A 20,776-nucleotide genomic window follows, 5' to 3' on the forward strand; every position below is an offset into this window, starting at 1 on the left:
CTGCCCCTTAATAAGTTGGTTTATCTGCTGGTTTGCGGTAGCCATTCTCTGCTGCGCTGTCATCTGCGGCAAAATTTGCCTTTGAGGGTGGCACGTGCCTGATCCCCTTCATGGCTTCCGCGACTTCTGGCGGCATATATTCTTCGTCATGCTTGGCCAGCACTTCGGTTGCCGTAATAACATCCGGTGCCTGCAGGGTACCCTGCGCTACGATACCCTGACCTTCGCGGAACAGATCAGGCAAGATGCCCTCATACTCAACCCAGACAGTCGGGCCGGTATCGACCAGCTGAAACCGTACTTTTAAGCTTTGCGGATCGCGTGAAACTGTGCCGGGCACAACCATGCCGCCAATCCGCAGGCGCTGCCCGACCACTGGTTTAACTTTATCTTTACCCAGCCCTTCTACCAACTGAGTAGGGGTATAAAATAAATCAATATTTTGTTGCAAGGCAAACAACATGGCACCGACTGCACCGGTGATCAGGCTGATGATGAGTAAAATCGAAAACAGGCGTTTTTTACGTCTTGGCTGCATTAGATTTGTTGCTCCTGATACTGCTTAACTCGTTGTTCGCGGGCAATTGTCGCTTTTAACTGCTTTTTAACCTGGGTTTGCTGATAAACACTGATGCTGATTAAGCCCAGCAGCAACAGATACGTGATAGCAAACGACAACCAGACAAAAAAGCCATAGCCACCCATAGCCAGAAATTCACTGAAAGACTGAAAATGCATGATTAGCCTCCTACCAGCTTTCTGACCCAGGGCCGGTGTTGTTCGTTCACTAATATGGCAGTGCGCAGCCTTAAGCAGGTTAACGCCAACAGTAATACGGCAAATGCCAGAATACTGATTAGTAATGGCCACAACATGCTGGGGTCAATTGACGGCCTGGCAAACTTGGTAATACTGGCGCCCTGATGCAGGGTGTTCCACCATTCTACCGAAAAATGAATAATGGGTAAGTTAATAACCCCAATTAATGCCAGCAGGCTGGATACTTTGGCCCCGACCTGTCGGTCGCTGAATGCGCCATTTAACGCAATAACACCTAAGTACAAAAATAACAGAATAAGTTCTGAGGTTAAGCGGGCATCCCACACCCACCAGGCGCCCCACATTGGTTTGCCCCAGGCCATACCGGTAACCAGTGCGATGACGGTATAGATTGCGCCGATAGGCGCGATAGCCAGCACCGCCCAGTGCGCCACTTTAATTTGCCAGACAAGCGCGACAAAGGCCGCACTGGCCATTGCGGCGTAAGCACCCATTGACATAATGGCCGAAGGCACATGAATATGAATTATCCGGTAACTGTCGCCTTGCTGATAATCCGCTGGCGTAAACGCCAGCCCCCAGATATTACCCAACAGCAGAAGTGCCAGCGCACTCGCCATCAGATACGGCAGCAGCTTGCCGCAAAAATGATAGAGCGTTTCACTTTTAGCGTAAGGATCTAACCACTTAAACATATCAACTCACATTAATTCGCAATGCACTGGTAACCGCCATCGGTACCAGCGCTAACGCCAATAATAACATGGCAAGTAAAATGGCCAACTGCCCCTGATACTCCAGCCCGATGCTGGCAGCCTCGATGGCACTACTGGCAAAAATTAATAGCGGAATATACAGTGGCAAAATCAGTAGCGCCAGTAAAATACCGCCTTTATCGGCAGCCATGGTAAGCGCCGAGCCCAGTACACTAAGCAAGCTAAGCAATGGGGTGCCGAGCAGCAAGGTTAATGCCATTGCGCCCAGTGCCGCCTGTTCCAGGCCAAGCAACAAGGCAACCAGTGGTGACAACAGCAGCAATGGCAGGCCGGTACTTAACCAGTTAGCAAAGGTTTTTGCCAGCACAAAGGCCAGCAGGCTATGTCGCCCTGCTACTAACTGCTCGATGACGCCATTGCGGTAATCGTCTTTAAAAAGCCGCTCTGCTGCCAGCAGCACACTGAGCAGTGCAGCAATCCAGACCACTCCAGGAGCAATAATACGTAACATATTGGGCTCTGGCCCAACACCTAACGGAAACAGACTGAGCACAATAATAAAAAACAGAATGGGATTGAGCCAGTCAGCTTTTTGCCGGGCCAGTAAGCGCAATTCGCGCTGCAAAAAAACCATGCTTACCATCGGTAGACCAGCTCCAGTTTAATTAAAGACTGAAATTGCAGGGTAAGCTGCTGATGGGTCGTTAAGATAATGGCACCACCTTTATTCAGATGTTCCAGCATATGCTGTTGCAGCAGGCCAATTGCACTTTGGTCCAGTGCCGTAAAAGGCTCATCCAGGATCCAGATTAGCGCCGGTGTTAACCATAATCTGGCCAGCGATACCCTTCGCTGCTGCCCCGCCGATAACATGCGGCATGGTACATCTTCCAGGCCAGCCAAGCCGAGTTTGGCCAGTAACGCCCAATCATCAGCGGGTTTGAGCGCGGCGGCGGCCCGCCAGAAACTTAAATTCTCCAGTGCGGTTAATTGTTCATGTATACCGCTATGATGGCCGATATAACATAAGTTGGCGCAATAGGCTGGCAAGCTTTGTGCTAATGGCTTAGCCTGATAATACAGCTGACCATCATCGGGCTGTGCCAGGCCCGCTAAAATACGTAACAATGAGCTTTTGCCGGCACCATTTTTGCCTTGTATTTGCAGCAACTGACCATAACTGAGCTGGACAGATAATTGCGCAAACAATACCCGGTCTTGCCGGATACAACTTAACTGCTGGCCTTGTAAAACCGGCCTGGCATGTTTTGTGACAACGAATGCGGCATCCGTTGCTTCAGTGCTGGAAAATAGCGGCTGATTTATGTTCACTGGTCCTGGTATCGACGGCTGTTAAAATTGCGCGCATAGTAGCATACCGTGGCGGGAATACGAATCAGAACAACTGCTGGCATCGTGATTAATCAGGGGAAATATGAACCAGATCAATCTGGAAAAATTACTACACAGTACGCCATCAAGCGCCGGTTACAAAGCCGGGGCAAGCAGCGCTGAGCTAAAATTATTAGCTGGCGAGCTATATACCGCCAGGTTGCAAATGCTGTCTGGCACCAGCCAGCTGCAGCTGCAAACACCACAAGGCCAGTTAAAAATTGAGCTGCCTGCGCAAATATCTCTGCAGATAACTCAGCAGATAACTCAGCAATTCGGCCCGCAGCTGCAGGTGAAACTTAACCCGGCCGGCAACAATCAACTTAGCCTTACCCTGCAGACCATGCCGCCGCCAGCCAGCAGAATTGGTTTAAGTTCTGCCCAATTGCAACCGGTAATCAGCCAGTGGTTAAGTCAACAGTTGCCAGCACTGGCAATAAGGGCGGCAAGCGGCGTAACCATGCCCCTTAATCATCAAACCGGCGTTCACTCTGGCGCCGGCCTGTCCCAGCAGCTCAGTAGCCAGCCCACGCAACACACTCAGGCTAATCTGGCGACCAGCATAGCCGTTAACCAGTCAGCTAACGTTCAAGCTGCCAGTAGTACGTTTACGCTGCCCATGCAGCTTGATCTCAAGACCGGCCAGTTGCTATTAACAGGCGCAGGCGCTAGCAGTCCGGTATTGCTAACCTTAACCAGCAAAGAGCTCGCCGCTTTTACCAGGCTGATGCAAGCCAGCCAGTCCAGCACAGCGCAGCCCTCTTTGCCCCCAGCAGGCCGCCACAATGTATTGCTGACGATAACGCCCGGCCAGACTGGTACGCAACAATTATCATTACAACCTGCAGCAACCGGATTAGTTGCAGCAGGCAGTTTACCGGCCCAAAGGCTGACGCCAGCGACGGCACAGCAACTTATCCGTGCACTGGTGAGTCAGTTGCCTCCGATTGAGCAAAGCATCGCGCCTGATGCAACTAAAATTCGTGTCGGGCAGCTTAATATCAGTGTGCCGGCGCAACTGGCAAGGACATTAACCAGTATTAGCAGCGGTTTAAACAACTCTTCGGCCAACGCGCAGCTAATGCCCGGCAATAATCCGGTGCCCCTGGTGCTGCAATTGCAGGCACCGGCTAGCAAAAACGGGCAATGGCAATTGCTGTTGCAAGCCAGCGGGCCAAGCATCACCGTTACGGTGAGCCAGAACCAGGCCGACCGGCCAATAAGTTGGCAAACCACAACGCTTAGCGCTGAGCCAGGATCAGGGCAACGGCCATTAGGCACAGCAGCGGCCGCAAACCCGGTTAGTCAGCAAATGTTGCTGCAGCTGCCGCCGGAAGTAAAAACGCAAGCCTGGCGGAATTTGTTGCCGTTGCTATCGCAACCACTGATGCAGCCCAATAGCATGCCGAATCTGCCTGTCGCGCTGCAACAGTTGTTTAGTCAGATCCAGCAAAGCCTGCCTGAAATCAGTAAACCCCTGGCGCCCCCGGCAATCGCGGCCCAGCTTGCTGCCGTGCTCCAGTTTCAGCCGTTGCAAAGCCAGCCCAACATGCAAACCAGCGGCGGCACGCTGGCCATGGCAATTCAATTGCTGTTAGGCCATTTAAGCCAGAAGCAGCAAACACCCGCCAGCAATGCTCCGGCCAACCGGTTAAGCCAGCTGGTTTCACAGCTGGATACCGCACAGGCTGGCACCGCCCTGCGGCAATTGGCCAGTTTAAGCAGCCCGCTACAGCAAAGCCAGCTGGCCACGGTGGATGCGCAAAGCCAGCTGCAGCAATGGTTACTGCAGCTACCGTTGCAGCAGCAGGGCCAGACCATCCTACCGCAATTGCAGATAGAGCAACGTGCCGCCGATGGCAAACAAGACATCAAAAATAATAAGCAGTGGCAATTGACCATGAAATTCGATTTACAACAGTATGGTAATTTACTGGCGGTCGCCAAATTGCAGGATAACGAGCTGCAACTGCAGTTTTACACCGACCATAATCAGGCACTGCGGCTGGCTCAGAAGTTTCTGCCACTGCTAAAAGATCGCTGCGCAGCGCAGGGGTTAACCGTTACAAAGGCTGACTGTCAGCTGGGTAAAATACCCGAAAGCTTACTGCCCCGACACAACAGTCTGCTAACGGTAAAAGTATAAGGATCGACAAAATTGGCCAATGATGATAAACAAACTAACACGCGCCAACGCAGCGCCACCGCATTAAAATATGACGGTAAAGCGGCGCCGACCATCGTTGCCAAAGGACATGGCGAGTTGGCAGAGGATATTATTGCGTTGGCAAAGGAGCACGGGGTACTGATTCATCAGGACGACGAGCTAAACCGGCTACTTAGCCAGTTACAATTGGGCGATAATATTCCCAAAGAGTTATATGTGGTGATTGCCGAGCTGATCGCGTTTTCATATGTGCTGCAGGGAAAATTTCCGGAACAATGGCAGAATATTCACCAACGAATTGATTTAAAAACTTAAAAGGGGTCAGAGTGAATAAACTAGTAATTGCAAAGGGTCTGGGTGAATTTTTTATTCACTCTGACCCTTTTTTAAGATTTGGCCTGGTGCAGGTTAAATAATAGCTCGGCTTCAGCGCGGGGTAATTCACATTCGCGCATGATTTCTTCTAAATCGGCACCTAATTGCACCATTTTCATGGCCCGGGTATAAATTTTGCTCTCGGGATCGGTCAGCGACATAGCTTGTTGTTGTTCTGCCAACTCTGTGCAGGCGCCATGCAATTGGGCAAGTTGGTTTTCAAGGGTAAGGACGCGCTGGTCGAGCGTGAGTACCCGCTGACCTACCCCGATAATGCCAGCCCGAAGCTCTTCCGTTTCGTTCTGGGCTGCCATTAATTGCTGGTTGTTCTGCTCCAACTGTCGGCTAAATACTTCCCACTGCTGACGATTGAGATGGCGTTGACGCAACAGTTGCCACAGCAACAGCAGTACCAGCAATGCAATAACAATACTCTGGCCCAGCATCCATGGGTTCATTGCCAGTTCTCCGCTCACAGACTGTTAATTTCTTCCCACTCTTCATCGTTGAGTAGTTTGTTTAAATCAACCAGGATCAGCAACTCGCCTTCACGATTTGATACTCCCTGGATAAAACGGGCACTTTCGTCGGTACCAACATTAGGCGCGGTATCCACTTCTGACTGTTTCAGGTAGACCACTTCAGCCACGCTGTCGACCAGAATACCAATAACCTGACGCTCCGCCTCGATAATAACAATTCGACTATTATCGGTGACATCGCCCGCTTCCAGACCAAACCGGGCACGGGTGTCAATTACCGTTACCACATTGCCCCGCAGGTTAATAATGCCCATTACATAGCCGGGCGCACCCGGAACAGGCGCAATCTCGGTATAGCGCAGTACTTCTTGCACCTGCATAACGTTGATGCCGTAGGTTTCTTCCTGCAACCGGAACGTTACCCACTGGAACACCAGATCGGTACTTTCTTTTTTGCCGGTTGTCTTTGCCTGGTTATTACTCATATACCGCTCCTGTAAATTTTACTGCCCGCTCAGGCATTAATGTCCTGACCGCGATTAAGTAAGTTAATCATAGCGTCGACATCAACTAAAGCACACATATGCTTTTTAATTAAACCTGCCATCCAGGGCCTTTTGCCGTCCGTTTCGCGCCACTTCACCTCGTCCTGCTCCAGACTAAAGGTATTAATCAGCGTTTCACACGTCAGCCCCCAGTTGCTGGTGCCCAGCATAATAACATACTGATAGTTTAGCTTTTGCTCCATCGCCTGATCATATTTCTCAGGCATAACCCAGCGAGCGCTATCCACCACACTGATTTTCTGCTGCCGGTAAAGCATAATGCCCTTAAACCAGGCCGGCTTACCAAATAAACTGTTTATTTCACCCAGTTGATGAATACCACCAAGTTCGGTAAGGGGTACTGCCAGTTTTAACCCTGCCACATTAAAAAATAATGCCTGAAACCGTCCTTGCCGATAAGCCTTGTTAACGCTATCAGAGATAACCCCTGGCGGCACTTCTTTTGCTAATGCCAGCCGCTCAGCAATAGGAACGTCACGATTGTGCACAGGCACACTAACATCAGCAATGGGATTAGCCTGAATGGTCGGTTGCGATTTTTCAACAACTGGCGCAAGTACCGCCGCGACAGCAGGTTTAGATTCTACCTTCGCTACCGGGCTGGCCTGAGCTAATAACCGGTTTAGCTCGCGGGTTTTAGCATCTTCGACCAGGCTGGTTTCAGTAGCGCCGTCATCCGTTAGCAAGGCAGACAAATAATGCTGCATAACTTTCTGACTGGCGATTAAACTGCTCATTACGCCTCCGGTGCCAGCTGCAACAAATAGGTTAGCAGCGTATTATAGGCAAACACGCCGCGGGACGACGGAGCAAACACGTTTGGCGGCGTTTGCGCTACGCTGGCATCCCGGAATTTGGTGTCTACCGGTACCACTGCCGACCAGACCTTATCCTGATAAGTGGCTTTTAACTCTTTGTAGGCTTCGAGCGATGCCCGGGTTCTTTTGTCATACATGGTAGGAATTATAGTAAACGCATAGTCTCTTTGTTGCGAACTGCGCATTAGTGCCATGGTTGCTATCATCCGCTCCAACCCTTTGAGCGCCAGAAACTCTGTTTGCACCGGGATTAAAATCCTGTTGCAGGCAGCAATAGCATTAACCATTAATACCCCCATTACCGGGGGGCAGTCCAGGAGCACATAGTCATATTCTGCTTTAACTTTTTGTAATGCTTTTTTTAAAATCAGCCCCATGCCACCTTTATTACCAAGCGAGCGGTCGAGGGTTGCCAATGCCATAGACGAAGGCAGAATATCCAGATTGTTAACACTACTTGGACACAACGATTGTAAAATTTCTTCCCGGGTAATGTCTTTACCACGAATAAAAATATCGTAGACACTATTTTCCAGCTCTTCAGCATCAATTCCGAAATAGTAGGTCAGAGAAGCATGCGGATCGGTATCGACCAGCAGCACCCGTTTGCCGCGCTCTGCCAGTAAACCACCTAACGTGACGGTAGTCGTGGTTTTACCAACCCCGCCTTTCTGATTTGCTATTGTCCAAATTACCACGTTCAGGGTTCCTGTTGTTCTGGCAGTTCATCTGGATTGTCCTGACGGGTGGTGATTCTGACCCCACCACCTGGCAATGCAATTACCCTGATACTGCCATCATCCTGGGTAACCTGTCGCAATTGCTGTTGTAACGCTTCACTTTGCTGCTGCAGTTCCAGCTCATCTGGCAGATAACCATAGCGTGATACCGCAATGACCACTTTGCGGTTTTCTGCCCGCCCCTCGGCTGTGGCATTACTACTGTCAGCATAGTATTGGCCATATCCCTCAATCGCCATGCGGTGAGACGGTGTACCTAACGTTTCCAGCACCCGCAGTACCGATGTTGCCCGGGCAACAGACAATTCCCAGTTTGACGAAAACAGCTCGTTATTTATCGGTTGATCGTCAGTGTAACCACGGATCCGGATAAAATTATTTATCGGGTTAATAATATCGGTAATTTCATTTAACAACGTACGGGCCGAACTGGTTGCCGTGGCACTGCCGCTGGCAAATAACAGGCCGCTGTTTAATTCAATTATCAGCCAGTTTTCGTCTTGCTGAATATTGACCACGCCCTGCTCGATAAGATTGGCCAGCGCCTGATTAAGCTCCTGCTCGAGTGACACCAACGGGCTACCTAAAAATTGCTGCCTGACATCAGATAAGGTACTGGCATCAGCCACCAGCTCTGGCCCCTCGGCGCTCTCAAGCGAACTGCCATAACGGTCAAAGTCACTTTGTGGCGCGGCTTGGGGTAGCATCCCGCGGCCACTACTGCCGCTGCCCGTTTTCGCCGGGCGCTCGAATACATTGGTCAGGGTGTCAGCCAATGCGCTGAACTCTTCGTCTTTAACCACTGACATGGCATACAACACCACAAATAATGCGAACATTAAGGTCATGTAATCGGCGTAAGACACTAGCCAGCGGTCAAGTTGCTCTGGTTCATCATGCTGATGTTGCTGCTTATGCCGATACATAATCGCTAGCTCAGCCGATACGCAGCGAGCTTGCGCTCAATATTGCGGGGATTTTCACCTTGTGCTATCGATACTAAGCCTTCCACAATCAGCTCATGATACAAGGTATGCTGATACACCAGACTCTTGAGCTTATTACCCACCGGGATAAAAATCAGATTGGCAAAGCCCACGCCATAGATCGTTGCGACAAAAGCGGTGGCCACCCCCATGCCCAATAATTTGGGCTCAGAAATATTCGCCATTGCCTGAATTAGCCCCAGTACCGCCCCCACAATACCAATGGTCGGACTGTACCCGCCCATCGCTTCAAAAATGCGGGCACCACGCAGCAAACGTTCGCGCTCCAGGGTTAGCTCGGCATCCAGGGTATCCTGCAGTACTTTTACTTCGACGCCATCAACCAGTAAATTCAAGCCACGGTGTAAAAAAGGATCGCTCTCTTCCAGCGCCGCCGATTCCAGCGACAAAAAGCCATTGGCCCTGGCTGAACTGCCCCAGTTTACAATGCGCTCTACCGCGTTTTGCATCGGCAGGCTTTCTGGTCTGAGTACCCAGGGTAACATGCTCAGACCCAGTCGGAATTGGGGTAGCGGGGTTTGCAGCATTACCGCGCCAACCGTGCCGCCAACAACAATAATAAACGCAGGTAAATGCAGCAAGGTGCTAAGAGCGCCACCTTCGAGCATAAAACCACCTGCTACCGCGACTACCGCCAGTAAAAAACCACTGATTGCCAGTTTATCCATGTTTCACTTCCGTTGTCAGCCGGCCGGCCACCTCATTTAAGCTGACCTCAAGGTCCATAAGCCCCGCCGCCGCTATTGCCTGAGGCATACCATATACCACGCAACTTGCCTCGTCCTGAGCCCATATCCGTGAGCCCGCCTGTTTGAGCATTCTGGCGCCTTCCCGGCCATCGGCTCCCATACCGGTTAACACCACCGCCAGCACTTTATCCTGAAACACCCTGGCTGCAGTGGCAAACGTTACATCAACACTGGGTTTAAAAGTAATTCGCGAGGAGTCGTCTTCCTTAATCCGCAAGCGGGCCTGGCTCTCATTGCCTTCGACCAGCATTTGCTTGCCACCCGGCGCCAGGTAAGCCACACCGGGACGTAGAATATCGTTATCTGCAGCTTCTTTAATTTCTATTTTTGCCAGGGTATTTAATCGTTGCGCAAAAGCACCGGTAAAGGCCGCTGGCATGTGCTGGATTAAAATAATGGGTAACGGGAAATCCGCGGGCAAATTGGTCAGAATACGTTGCAAGGCAACCGGCCCCCCGGTTGAAGTACCGATAGCAACCAATTTATAACTCTGACCACTGGCTTTAAAATTAGCATTGCGTACTGTAGCACCCAGCCGTTCACTAAGCTGCGGCCTGCCCAGTGTCGCACGGGTAAGCCCGCTAGCGGCCGACGCCACAGTTCGATTACTGGCAACGGTACCTGCCCCGACATTGCCTGGCAAGGTGGTGGCAGTGCTGCTGAAGGTACTGCGTCCCAATGGTCTTTTACGAGCCACCGCTTTTACTCTGTCCCGCAGCACATTACCGGCTTCTTCTTTATCGCGGGCAATATCTTCGAACTTTTTCGGCAGAAAATCGACAGCCCCGGCGTCCAGCGCATCAAAGGTGGCTTTAGCCCCTTCGTGCGTCAGCGATGAAAACATCAGAATCGGAATACGCTGGCTTTGTAAAATCTCCCGCACCGCACTAATGCCGTCCAGCACCGGCATTTCGATATCCATGGTGATCACATCAGGTTTTAACGCCAGCGCTTTTGTGACTGCCTCGCGACCGTCGCTGGCGGTGTCAATCACCTCCAGCTGTGGATCTGAATTCAGAATTTCCGTTAACCGTCGGCGAAAAAAACTGGAATCATCTACAATCAGCACCCTGATCGTCATGCGGCACTCTCTTAAGCGTTTAGCTTATTAAATCGATCAAATTTAATCTTGGACTTCTTCGCATAATGTTTCAGTAAGTTTGGTACATCCAAAATTAGCGCAATGCCGCCATCAGAGGTGATTGTGGCGCCAGCCATACCAGGTGTACCCTGCAACAGCGCATCAAGCGGTTTAATCACCACCTCTTCCTGGCCTATTAACGAATCGACCACAAAGCCGACCTGCTGCGTACCAATTTGTACTATTACTACATGGCCCTGCTCACGCCGCAGTTGTTTATTTGAGCCTTTAACCAGCCAGTGCTCGAGGTAAAATAGTGGCAGCGCTTTATTACGGACCACGATCGTCAGCTGACCATCAACAATATTGGTTTTTGCCAGATTAAGATGAAATATTTCATTTACGCCGGCCAGGGGTAAGGCAAAGGTTTGTTTACCCACCATAACCATCAATGTCGGCAGAATCGCTAAGGTTAGCGGCACTTTAATTTCAAGCAGCGTACCTACACCCAACTTAGAGTTAATCTGGACAGTGCCGTTAAGCTGGTTAATTTTTGTTTTAACCACGTCCATGCCAACCCCGCGGCCAGAGATATCAGAGATTTGCTCTTTGGTTGAAAAACCCGGTGCAAAAATCAGATTAAAGGCGTCGTTGTCAGACATGCGGGCCGCTGCGTCTGCATCAAGAATGCCGCGTTTTATCGCAATGCCTTTTAACTTTTCCGGGTCCATGCCGGCACCATCGTCCTGAATGGTCAGCAAGATATGATCACCAGCCTGCGTGGCGGCCAGTTTCACCAGGCCAACCTTAGGTTTGCCTGCTTTTAAGCGAACATCGGGCATTTCAATGCCGTGATCGACCGAGTTTCGTACTAAATGCACCAAGGGATCAGCCAGAGCTTCTACCAGGTTTTTATCTAAATCGGTTTCTTCACCTTCCAGGATCAGATTAATATCTTTTTGCAGTGACCGCGCTAAATCGCGAACTACCCGCGGGAAGCGGCCAAACACTTTTTTAATGGGCTGCATGCGGGTTTTCATTACCGCGCCCTGAATATCTGCCGTTACCACATCGAGGTTAGAAATGGCCTTGGTCATTTCTTCGTCCTGGGTACTGGTAGACAAACTGACCAGCCGGTTACGCACCAACACCAGCTCGCCAACCATGTTCATAATCTGATCAAGCCGTTTGGTATCAACCCGCACGGTGGTCTCAGCTGCCGGTGCGGCATTGGCGGCTGCAGCTTTATCCGCAGCAGCCGGTGCTGCAACAGCGCTTGCTGCTACCGGGGCTTTGGCTGCTGGCGCAGCAGCTGAAGTTGACGGCGGCGCTGCAGGTTTGGCCGCTGCAGTTGGCGCAGGCTTGCGCTCGGGCGCAGCAGGTGTTTCTACCGGTGCGTTACCTTTACCATGCAGCTGATCAAGCAGCGCTTCAAATTCATCATCGCTTATTTCATCGTCACTGGCTGATGGTGTCGCAGAACTCTTGCCAGTCTGACTGGCAGCAGCTTGCTTGCTAACTGCTGGCTGGCTTGGAGTTGCAGTACCAGCAGCTTTATTAGTATCGGGTACAAATGAGCCTTTACCATGCAGTTGGTCAAGAATGGCTTCAAATTCATCATCGGTAATATCGCTGCTCTCGGACGCGGGCTGAGTTACCGCAGGTGCTGCGTCGGCACGGCCAGGGGCGCCTTTACCATGCAGCTGGTCGAGCATTCTTTCAAATTCAGCCTCGCTGATATCATCAATATCACCCTCAGCAGCCGTGTCATCATGTCCGGCTGCAGCCGTTGCCGGTACTTCCGGCTCTGCCTGGGCAATAACCGGAGCAGCTTCACCCGCTTTCTCAGGCTCGCTGTAGTGATGCAATGCATCAAGCACAGCAGGGTTTGCCGGGGTAAGTGGCTGGCGCGCCTGCACCTCCACAAACATGGCGTTAATTGCATCCAGCGTTTGCAAAATAACGTCCATCAGTTCCGGAGTTACCCGCCGTTTACCGGTACGCAGAATATCAAATACGTTTTCAGCGCCGTGACAGGCGTCGACCAGCTCTGTCAGTGACAGAAACCCGGCCCCGCCTTTCACGGTATGAAAACCACGAAATATGGCATTAAGCAAATTGGCGTCATCCGGATTATTCTCCAGTTCAACCAATTGCTCCTGCAACAACTCCAAAATCTCGCCGGCTTCGACCAGAAAGTCTTGTAAAATGTCTTCATCCATATCAAAGCTCATGCGCAGACACCTCTGTTAGAAACCCAAACTGGACAGTAAATCATCAACGTCATCCTGACCAGACACCACATCATCCCGCTCCGCGGCATCGATAATGGGCCCTTCAGCTTCATGTGCCGCTTTAGCTTTTGCCTTCGCCGGTTTGGCTTTGATTTCCGGTTGGTCGGGGTTAGATTGACCAAAGGCCGTTAACAAACCGATCAGGCTTTCCTCTACCTCTCGCACCAATTCAATAACCCGACGCAAAATCTGGCCGGTTAAATCCTGATAATCCTGCGCCATCAACACATCAGTCAGCAAGGCATTCAGGGTTGCCGAATCGACTGTTGCCTGCTGCATAAAACCATCGACACCGTGACATAACTGTTTAAATTCAGTCAGCTCAATCTGGCGTTGCATCAACCGCTGCCATTGCGGCTGCAACTGATTAAGTTGCTGGGTAATTTGATCAGCTATCGGTAAGCAAGACTCCACCGCATCCATCGTTTTATTCGCGGCTTGCTCCGTCATATCAATAACGTGGTTCAGCCGCTTTTTCGCGTCAGGAATATCTTCTTCGAGCAAATTATTCAGCGAAGGGTCAATATGAAAGTTTTTAAGCGAGTCGTGCAGTTGCCGGGTAAGTTTACCAACTTCGGCAAACAGTTCAGAAGAACCGGGTACCGTAATAGATTGCACCAGCTTATTGGCCAGTTGCTGCTCTCCCATCTCCAGTAACTGCACCAGCTCTTTTGCTTGTTCAAGCGTAATATCAGCCGCCGTAGTGTCAGACATAGTGTCACTCCTTGTCAGTTACGGCTTAACCTAAACGCTCAAAGACTTTGGCCAGCTTCTCTTGTAAGGTAGCGGCTGTAAAAGGTTTAACAATATAGCCATTAACCCCAGCCTGAGCGGCGGCGATAATCTGCTCTTTTTTCGCTTCAGCGGTGACCATCAATACCGGGATGTGCTTTAATTTCGCATCGGCTCTGATCGCTCTGAGCAAATCGATACCTTGCATACCGGGCATGTTCCAGTCAGTAACAACGAAATCAAATTCGCTATTTTGCAACATCGGAAGCGCCGTGCTGCCATCATCTGCTTCTGCGACGTTAGTAAAGCCTAAGTCACGTAACAGGTTTTTAATAATGCGCCTCATGGTTGAGAAGTCATCAACCACAAGAATTTTCATATTTTTATCCAAAGTCCCCTCCGACGAGATAATACGCCTGGTATCTCAACTGCTTTAATTTTATACCCAAACCTGCATTCTGGCTTTTAACCGCACCAGCGCCTGGCTATGGATCTGACTTATCCTGGACTCGCTGACATCCAGCACTGCCCCAATTTCTTTTAAATTTAGTTCTTCGTTGTAATACAGTGAGAGTACCAGAGCTTCGCGCTCCGGCAAACTGCTAATGGTTGAAACCAGTGCTTTATTAAATGCTTCATTTGCCTGCTGCTCATATAATAGATCGCCATCGCTATCGTCAGCAGTGACCAGCACATCTTCTGAAACGCCAAGGTCTTCAATACCGATAATCCGGCCTGTGCTGACATCGGTTAACATATGATGGTACTCATCGAGAGATATATCAAGTTTTTCAGCTACTTCAAAGTCTTTTATATCACGGCCAAATTCGGCTTCAAGTTCAGCAATAGTGTCGGCGATTAAACGGGCGTTGCGGTGCACCGAACGGGGAGTCCAGTCACCACGGCGCATTTCATCTAACATCGCACCACGAATACGGATGCCGGCGAAGGTTTCGAAACTGGCCCCTTTAGTGCCATCAAAGTTTTTTGCAGCTTCAATCAGACCAATCATGCCCGACTGAATTAAGTCGTCAACCAGCACGCTGGCCGGCAACCTGGCCATTAAGTGATACGCGATACGTTTTACCAGCGGAGCATGTCGTTCAACCAGCTGCTGCATCTGGTCAACTCCACCATATGCGGCCAGCTTACTGTTCACACGACCCCCTGATCAGCTTGCGGCTGCAGTAATTTTTCCAGAAAAAACTCAAGATGACCGGAAGCGTTGGCTGGCAGCGGCCATTTAATGGCTTTAAGAGCCAGCCCTTTAACCGCCATGCTGGCCGGACTTTTTGGAAATACATCAATAAAGGCTTTTTGTTTACGGGCGGCTTTACGCACATTTTCATCATAGGGCACAGTGGCAACCAACTCGAGGCTAACATCTAAAAAGCGATCAGTAACCCGACTAAGTTTGGCAAACAGCTCCTGACCTTCTTTTAAGTTGCGTACCATATTGGCGACAATCTTAAATTTTTCGACGCCATGATCCCGACTCAGTATTTTCATCAGGGCATAAGCATCGGTGATCGAGCTTGGCTCATCACAGACCACGACCACCACATCCTGCGAAGCTCGCGAAAAGCTTAATACCATATCAGAAATGCCGGCCGCGGTATCGACTAACAGCACGTCGACCGGGGTTCTCAGCTCGCTGAACGCCCGGATTAGGCCAGCGTGTTCAACCGACGAAAGCTCGGTCATATTCTGCGAGCCCGAAGTAGCTGGTACAATTTTTATACCAAAAGGGCCGTCTATTATTACGTCATCCAGTTCACATTCACCGGATAATACATGTGACAGATTTTTTTCTACCCGCAAGCCCAGCATCACATCACAGTTTGCCAGGCCAAGGTCAGCGTCCAGCACCAGCACTTTTTTGCCCAGTTGGGCCATAGCCATCGCCAGGTTAAGACTGACGTTGGTTTTACCCACGCCGCCTTTGCCACCGGTTATTGAAATTACTTTTACCATCTGCTTATTCATTCTTCTCAGGCCGTTGGCTTGATCGTCAATTAATTCGTGACTATGCATAGGCTGTTTCCGCTCGGGACACCTCATCCTGATACCACTGATGTCCGTTACTGCTGTGGGTCAGGCGCAATATTTCAGCACGTTGTACTAAATCGGCTGCATCAGCTACCACTAAATCTTCCGGTACCCGTTGGCCATTAGTTAAATAGCTAACCGGCAATGCGTTCTGAATGGCCACATTGATTACTTCACCTAAACTTAAGCATTCATCAAGTTTGGTAAAAATACAACCCGCCAGGGAAATCCGTTTGAACTGCAGAACCGTCTCCTGCATTACTCTGGCCTGCGCAGTCGCAGACAATACCAGATAACTTTTTATTTTGACACGTGAATTATGCACTAAACTGGCAAGTTTTTCAGCCAGTCTGACATCACGCTGGCTCATCCCTGCCGTATCGATCAAAATAAGTTTGCGCTGGGCCATTTGATTTAGCAATACTGCCAGCTCATCACTGTCTTTTGCCTGCTTTACCGGGCAACCAATAATCCGGCCATATGTTGCCAGTTGCTCAAAAGCGCCAATCCGGTAAGAATCAGTGGTGATTAATGCAACCTGATCGGCACCGTGCCGCTTGGCAAAACCGGCTGCCAGCTTGGCAACCGTAGTGGTTTTACCGACGCCGGTCGGCCCTACCAGCGCGATAATACCACCGCGGCGCAAAATATCGTCATTGGTAGTGCTTAGCTGACCACTGAGCAATTCCATTGCGGTATCCCAGGCTTCGCTGGCACCGATGTCCTCTGGCATAAAACACGCCAGCTGATCAGCAACCTGCTCGGACAAACCCAGTTGTTGCAAATGCTCGATAACCAAGGCACGTACTGGCTCACGCCGGGCTAAGTCCTGCCACATTAAACCTGAGACCTGATGCTGCAACAGCTGGCGCATTGACAGCATTTCGTTGCGCATGGCGTCAAACTGGGTCGCCATCGACTGCGCTTGCTGCTGCTGTTGTTTAGTCAGCTCTTGCCACTGACTGGCCGCAATTCCTTGGGTTGTGCCAGAACTTTGACGCTCAAATGCAGCTGCCGGATTTACCGCAGGTTGCACGGCTGCTGGCTGGCGCTTACTGTTTTGCGCTGCCGGCTCACGGCCCTGCTGCTTAATCATTTGCCGGGCCAGTAACTCCCGCAGTGAATCCGCTGGCGCTTCGGCCTGCTCACTTTCTATTTTCCGGTTAGCTGGCATGCTGTCGTTATCATCGACTCTGACACTAAAACGCGGCTCCTGCCGCGGTTGATGGCCTGATGTGGCAGCTGCCTGCGCTGGGGCATGCGCCGGTTTTTGGCTGGCAGCGTTCTGGCTTTCCGGGTCAATTGCCGCAACAATTTCGACCCCTTCAGCTACTTTTTTGTTCGATAAGATTATCGCGTCGGGTCCTAGGAACTCTTTGACTTCCGTTAAAGCGGTACGCATATCTTTAGCGACAAAGCGTTTTATTTTCATGAGTTACTCCTAGTTTTGCTGACCAATAACGCTGACAATTCGAATTTGTTTATCATCGGGAATCTCCTGATAGGACAATACCCGCAACCCTGGAATGGTATACTTCACGAATCGTGCCATGACTGAGCGTAAAATTCCTGACGTTAGCATTACCGCACTTTCGCCATTTAATTCCTGGCTCTGATGTGCTTCGTGTAACGATTGCTGGATCCGGTCGGCCAGGCCGGGTTCAATGCCGGCACCGTCATTACCTGCCGCCTGCATTGACTGATGCAGCATTTGTTCAAGTTCAGGGGCGAAGGTAATAACCGGGATTTCACTGTTGCTCCCAACCACTTCCTGCACTATTAACCTGCGCAGTGAAATACGACAGGCCGCAGTAAGCACATCCACATCCTGGCTTTTACTGGCGTATTCCACCAGGGTTTGCACTATGGTGCGCATATCCCGAATAGGCACACCTTCCTGTAGCAGATTTTGCAACACTTTAACCACGGTGGTTAATTGCAACATGTCAGGCACCAGGCCTTCAACCAGTTTGGGTGAGTGTTTGGCCAGCATATCCAACAGGTTTTGTACTTCTTCATGGCCAAGCAAACTCGCAGCATTATTGGTTAAAATCTGGCTTAAGTGGGTCGCTACCACAGTAGCCGCATCCACCACGGTGTAGCCAAGGGTTTGGGCGTGCTCCCGCTGATCTTTACTGATCCATACGGCCTCCAGACCAAAGGCCGGGTCTTTGGTTGCCACCCCTTTGACCTGACCAAACACCTGACCGGGATTAATTGCCAGCTCATTATCGTGGCGTAGCTCACCTTCACCCGTGGTAACGCCCATCAGCGCCACCCGGTAACTGTTCGGTTCTAAATCGAGGTTATCCCGGATGTGCACTGGCGGCACCAGAAAGCCCAGCTCCTGCGACAGCTTCTTGCGCACCCCTTTGATCCGGTTCAGCAGTTCACCACCCTGAGCTTTATCTACCAGGGGTATTAAGCGATACCCTACTTCCAGGCCGATGGTATCGACCCCCTGTACATCGTCCCAGCCAATTTCTTTTACCGGTTGCGTCTGACTATCTGCTGGTTGGGTGGTATTTTTGGTCACTAGCTGAGCCTGCACCTGTGCCGCTTTTCGCTGCATAAACCAGGCGGTACCACCAATTAATGCCGCCAGGCTTAAAAACGCAAAGTGTGGCATGCCCGGTACTACGCCCATTAAGGTCAGTACACCAGCAGCAATAAACAACACATGGGTGTTATCGCTAAGCTGGGCAGTCATTTGCTCGCCTAAGTCACCGGACTTATTCTGACGGGTGACGATGATGGCCGTGCCAATAGACAGTAATAACGACGGAATTTGCGCGACCAGGCCATCACCTATCGTCAGCAAGGTGTATATCTCCATCGCATCGCCGAAGCTTAAATCATGTTGCAGCATACCAATAAACAAACCGCCGATTAAATTGATAACCAGGATAACGATACCCGCGATGGCGTCACCTTTAACAAACTTACTGGCACCGTCCATCGAACCATAAAAGTCCGCTTCACTGGTGACTTCCTCGCGCCGGGTTCGCGCTTCTTCCTGAGTGATCAGGCCAGAGTTTAAATCAGCGTCAATCGCCATTTGCTTACCGGGCATGGCATCAAGGGTAAATCGGGCCGATACCTCAGCAATCCGGCCGGCGCCTTTAGTGACTACCACAAAGTTGATAATAATCAGAATTAAAAACACCACGATACCAACGGCATAATTACCGCCGATTACCACCGAGCCGAAAGCTTCAATTACCTTACCTGCAGCATCGCCGCCATTGTGGCCTTCCAGCAATACTATCCTTGTGCTGGCCACATTTAGTGCCAGGCGCATAATGGTCGCCACCAGCAGCACGCTGGGAAAGATGCCAAAATCAAGAGGCCGCAAGGTATAGATGGTTACCAGCAGCACAACCAATGCCAGGGCAATATTAAAAGAAAATAAGGTATCAAGCAGGATCGGCGGCAGTGGCAATACCACCATGGCCAGGGCGGCCAGAATAAGCAGTGGCGTACCAAGCCCTTTCATAAACGACAGTTTTGATTTGTCAAAGTTATGGAAATACTGAACAAACTGCATGGCGTACCTAACAAATTATTGGCGCGTAACGCGAGGGCTAAGTGGTATCAGCAAAAACCATTCCATAACTCAAACAAAAAAAGGGTCAGAGTGATTTTTTATGGAAAATCACTCTGACCCTTTTTTTGTTGTTAGCATGTTAGTGGCGATAATCTTCGGGAATGGGAAGTTCTCGGGCCAGCGTTTTTGGCCGGCTGCCTTTGCCTTTTTTGTACATTTTAAGCTGATATACATAAGCCAGTACCTGAGCAACCGCAGCAAACAGTTGCTCTGGAATTGGGTGATCCAGCTCTGTAGTGTAGAATATTGAGCGGGCCAGGGCCGGAGACTCGATCACCGGCACTTTATGCTCATTACCAATTTTCCGGATATGCATCGCAACTTCATCTACCCCTTTGGCCACCACTACCGGCGCGCGGAATTTGCCCTGGTCATATTTTAAAGCAACAGCAAAATGGGTCGGGTTGGTGACAATAACATCAGCTGTCGGCACTTCCTGCATCATCCGTTTCATTGACATCTGCATCTGGGTGCGGCGAATACGGGCTTTAATTTCTGGACTGCCCTCTGAGTTTTTATGCTCGTCTTTAATTTCCTGCAAGCTCATTTTCAGCTGCTTCACATGATTCCATTTCTGATAAGGCGCATCTACCATGGCAATAATGGAGACACTGCTGCACAACCCCAGAAACAGCCACGCTAAAATATACAACGCCGATTCGATATTATTGGGTTCGCTCATCAGCGACAACGCCATAATATCCATGAAAAAAAACTTAAGCAGTAAATACGCCACGGTAACCACTACCGCAACTTTCAGGATACCTTTAACCAGCTCTACTAACGCCTGCAAACCAAACATGCGTTTAAAGCCTTTTAACGGGCTCATTTTGCTCAGCTTTGGCCCCGCTGCCTGCCAGCTGAAATTAAAACCACCAATCAGACAATTGCCAACAAAAGCCGCCAGCAGAATAAAGGCGAAAATGGCAGCCAGCGGTGGCAGCAACTCTTTTCCCACTTCGCTCCAGGCGGTAAACATGGAGTTGGTTTCAAACATGTCTTTCTGATCGAGATGCATCATCCGTTGGCCGACATTCAGCACGCCCATCGCCAACATTTTACCAAACATCAGCATGGCGGCTGCGCTGGCTATCAGAACAAAAGCCGTGCCAAGGTCTTTTGAACGGGCTATCTGGCCCTTTTCTGCTGCGTCTTGCAGCTTCTTGGGCGTGGGCTGTTCGGTTTTTTCTGCGCCGGAATCTTCTGCCATAGTCAGCCTCC

At 50.4% G+C, this 20,776-nt stretch carries 22 protein-coding genes; 2 read left to right on the top strand and 20 right to left on the bottom strand.

Annotated features, from left to right (window positions below):
• Positions 1–7: 7 nt before the first annotated feature.
• The 5 genes from ccmE to ccmA are packed head-to-tail and all read right to left on the bottom strand — an operon-like array spanning position 8 to position 2,828.
• Positions 8–538 carry a cytochrome c maturation protein CcmE gene (gene ccmE, locus B2Q61_RS15660; RefSeq protein ID WP_290617457.1) on the bottom strand — a complete coding sequence of 177 codons (531 nt, stop codon included), beginning with the start codon at positions 536–538 and terminating at the stop codon, positions 8–10.
• The gene (ccmD, locus tag B2Q61_RS15665) at positions 538–738 is read right to left on the bottom strand and encodes a heme exporter protein CcmD (RefSeq protein WP_290617459.1); all 201 of its coding nucleotides are present in this window, start codon (positions 736–738) and stop codon (positions 538–540) included. Before ccmD ends, ccmE begins: the two co-directional genes overlap by 1 nt.
• A gap of 2 nt (positions 739–740) precedes the next feature.
• Positions 741–1,475, bottom strand: coding sequence for a heme ABC transporter permease (locus tag B2Q61_RS15670; protein WP_290617461.1), 735 nt, complete (start codon positions 1,473–1,475; stop codon positions 741–743).
• A gap of 1 nt (position 1,476) precedes the next feature.
• Entirely contained in the window at positions 1,477–2,139 is a 663-nt protein-coding gene (gene ccmB, locus B2Q61_RS15675) for a heme exporter protein CcmB (protein ID WP_290617463.1), read from the bottom strand.
• The gene (ccmA, locus tag B2Q61_RS15680; RefSeq protein ID WP_290617465.1) at positions 2,133–2,828 is read right to left on the bottom strand and encodes a cytochrome c biogenesis heme-transporting ATPase CcmA; all 696 of its coding nucleotides are present in this window, start codon (positions 2,826–2,828) and stop codon (positions 2,133–2,135) included. Before ccmA ends, ccmB begins: the two co-directional genes overlap by 7 nt.
• Before the next feature lie 103 nt (positions 2,829–2,931).
• Between ccmA and B2Q61_RS15685 the strand changes: the two genes are divergently transcribed.
• Both B2Q61_RS15685 and B2Q61_RS15690 read left to right on the top strand, forming a co-directional pair.
• On the top strand, positions 2,932–5,034 hold the full coding sequence (locus B2Q61_RS15685; RefSeq protein ID WP_290617467.1) for a flagellar hook-length control protein FliK: 2,103 nt from the start codon (positions 2,932–2,934) through the stop codon (positions 5,032–5,034).
• Between the two features lie 12 nt (positions 5,035–5,046).
• Positions 5,047–5,370, top strand: a complete 324-nt coding sequence (locus B2Q61_RS15690) for an EscU/YscU/HrcU family type III secretion system export apparatus switch protein (protein ID WP_290617469.1) — start codon at positions 5,047–5,049, stop codon at positions 5,368–5,370.
• A 71-nt stretch (positions 5,371–5,441) separates the two neighbouring features.
• Here B2Q61_RS15690 and B2Q61_RS15695 read toward each other — a convergent pair whose 3' ends face one another.
• The 15 genes from B2Q61_RS15695 to flhB form a co-directional block, all read right to left on the bottom strand.
• On the bottom strand, positions 5,442–5,888 hold the full coding sequence (locus B2Q61_RS15695) for a DUF2802 domain-containing protein (protein ID WP_290617471.1): 447 nt from the start codon (positions 5,886–5,888) through the stop codon (positions 5,442–5,444).
• 14 nt (positions 5,889–5,902) lie between these two features.
• The gene (locus tag B2Q61_RS15700) at positions 5,903–6,397 is read right to left on the bottom strand and encodes a chemotaxis protein CheW (protein WP_290617473.1); all 495 of its coding nucleotides are present in this window, start codon (positions 6,395–6,397) and stop codon (positions 5,903–5,905) included.
• A 29-nt stretch (positions 6,398–6,426) separates the two neighbouring features.
• Entirely contained in the window at positions 6,427–7,215 is a 789-nt protein-coding gene (locus B2Q61_RS15705) for a chemotaxis protein CheW (protein WP_290617475.1), read from the bottom strand.
• On the bottom strand, positions 7,215–7,994 hold the full coding sequence (locus B2Q61_RS15710; protein WP_290617477.1) for a ParA family protein: 780 nt from the start codon (positions 7,992–7,994) through the stop codon (positions 7,215–7,217). The genes B2Q61_RS15705 and B2Q61_RS15710 overlap by 1 nt, the downstream gene beginning before the upstream one ends.
• A gap of 2 nt (positions 7,995–7,996) precedes the next feature.
• A complete protein-coding gene (locus B2Q61_RS15715; protein WP_290617479.1) occupies positions 7,997–8,962 on the bottom strand; it encodes a flagellar motor protein MotB in 966 nt (321 codons plus the stop codon).
• Positions 8,963–8,967: 5 nt separating this feature from the next.
• Positions 8,968–9,711, bottom strand: a complete 744-nt coding sequence (locus B2Q61_RS15720; RefSeq protein ID WP_290617481.1) for a flagellar motor protein — start codon at positions 9,709–9,711, stop codon at positions 8,968–8,970.
• Positions 9,704–10,873: a protein-glutamate methylesterase/protein-glutamine glutaminase gene (locus B2Q61_RS15725; protein ID WP_290617483.1), complete on the bottom strand. Its 1,170-nt coding sequence runs from the start codon at positions 10,871–10,873 to the stop codon at positions 9,704–9,706. Before B2Q61_RS15725 ends, B2Q61_RS15720 begins: the two co-directional genes overlap by 8 nt.
• Before the next feature lie 11 nt (positions 10,874–10,884).
• The gene (locus B2Q61_RS15730) at positions 10,885–13,107 is read right to left on the bottom strand and encodes a chemotaxis protein CheA (RefSeq protein ID WP_290617485.1); all 2,223 of its coding nucleotides are present in this window, start codon (positions 13,105–13,107) and stop codon (positions 10,885–10,887) included.
• A 15-nt stretch (positions 13,108–13,122) separates the two neighbouring features.
• On the bottom strand, positions 13,123–13,881 hold the full coding sequence (locus B2Q61_RS15735) for a protein phosphatase CheZ (RefSeq protein ID WP_290617487.1): 759 nt from the start codon (positions 13,879–13,881) through the stop codon (positions 13,123–13,125).
• Between the two features lie 25 nt (positions 13,882–13,906).
• The gene (gene cheY, locus B2Q61_RS15740) at positions 13,907–14,290 is read right to left on the bottom strand and encodes a chemotaxis response regulator CheY (protein WP_290617489.1); all 384 of its coding nucleotides are present in this window, start codon (positions 14,288–14,290) and stop codon (positions 13,907–13,909) included.
• A gap of 48 nt (positions 14,291–14,338) precedes the next feature.
• Positions 14,339–15,019 (bottom strand): RNA polymerase sigma factor FliA, encoded by a 681-nt coding sequence (locus tag B2Q61_RS15745; protein WP_349678771.1) that lies wholly within the window; start codon positions 15,017–15,019, stop codon positions 14,339–14,341.
• A gap of 35 nt (positions 15,020–15,054) precedes the next feature.
• Positions 15,055–15,885: a MinD/ParA family protein gene (locus B2Q61_RS15750; RefSeq protein ID WP_290618119.1), complete on the bottom strand. Its 831-nt coding sequence runs from the start codon at positions 15,883–15,885 to the stop codon at positions 15,055–15,057.
• Between the two features lie 40 nt (positions 15,886–15,925).
• Positions 15,926–17,380 (bottom strand): flagellar biosynthesis protein FlhF, encoded by a 1,455-nt coding sequence (gene flhF, locus B2Q61_RS15755; RefSeq protein ID WP_290617493.1) that lies wholly within the window; start codon positions 17,378–17,380, stop codon positions 15,926–15,928.
• 9 nt (positions 17,381–17,389) lie between these two features.
• Complete coding sequence (flhA, locus tag B2Q61_RS15760; protein ID WP_290617495.1) at positions 17,390–19,495, bottom strand: flagellar biosynthesis protein FlhA; 2,106 nt, start codon at positions 19,493–19,495, stop codon at positions 17,390–17,392.
• Between the two features lie 139 nt (positions 19,496–19,634).
• Entirely contained in the window at positions 19,635–20,765 is a 1,131-nt protein-coding gene (gene flhB, locus B2Q61_RS15765; protein WP_290617497.1) for a flagellar biosynthesis protein FlhB, read from the bottom strand.
• Positions 20,766–20,776 lie beyond the last annotated feature (11 nt).

It is taken from the genome of Arsukibacterium sp. UBA5043 (genome assembly GCA_002415085.1).
Lineage (GTDB): Bacteria > Pseudomonadota > Gammaproteobacteria > Enterobacterales > Alteromonadaceae > Alishewanella.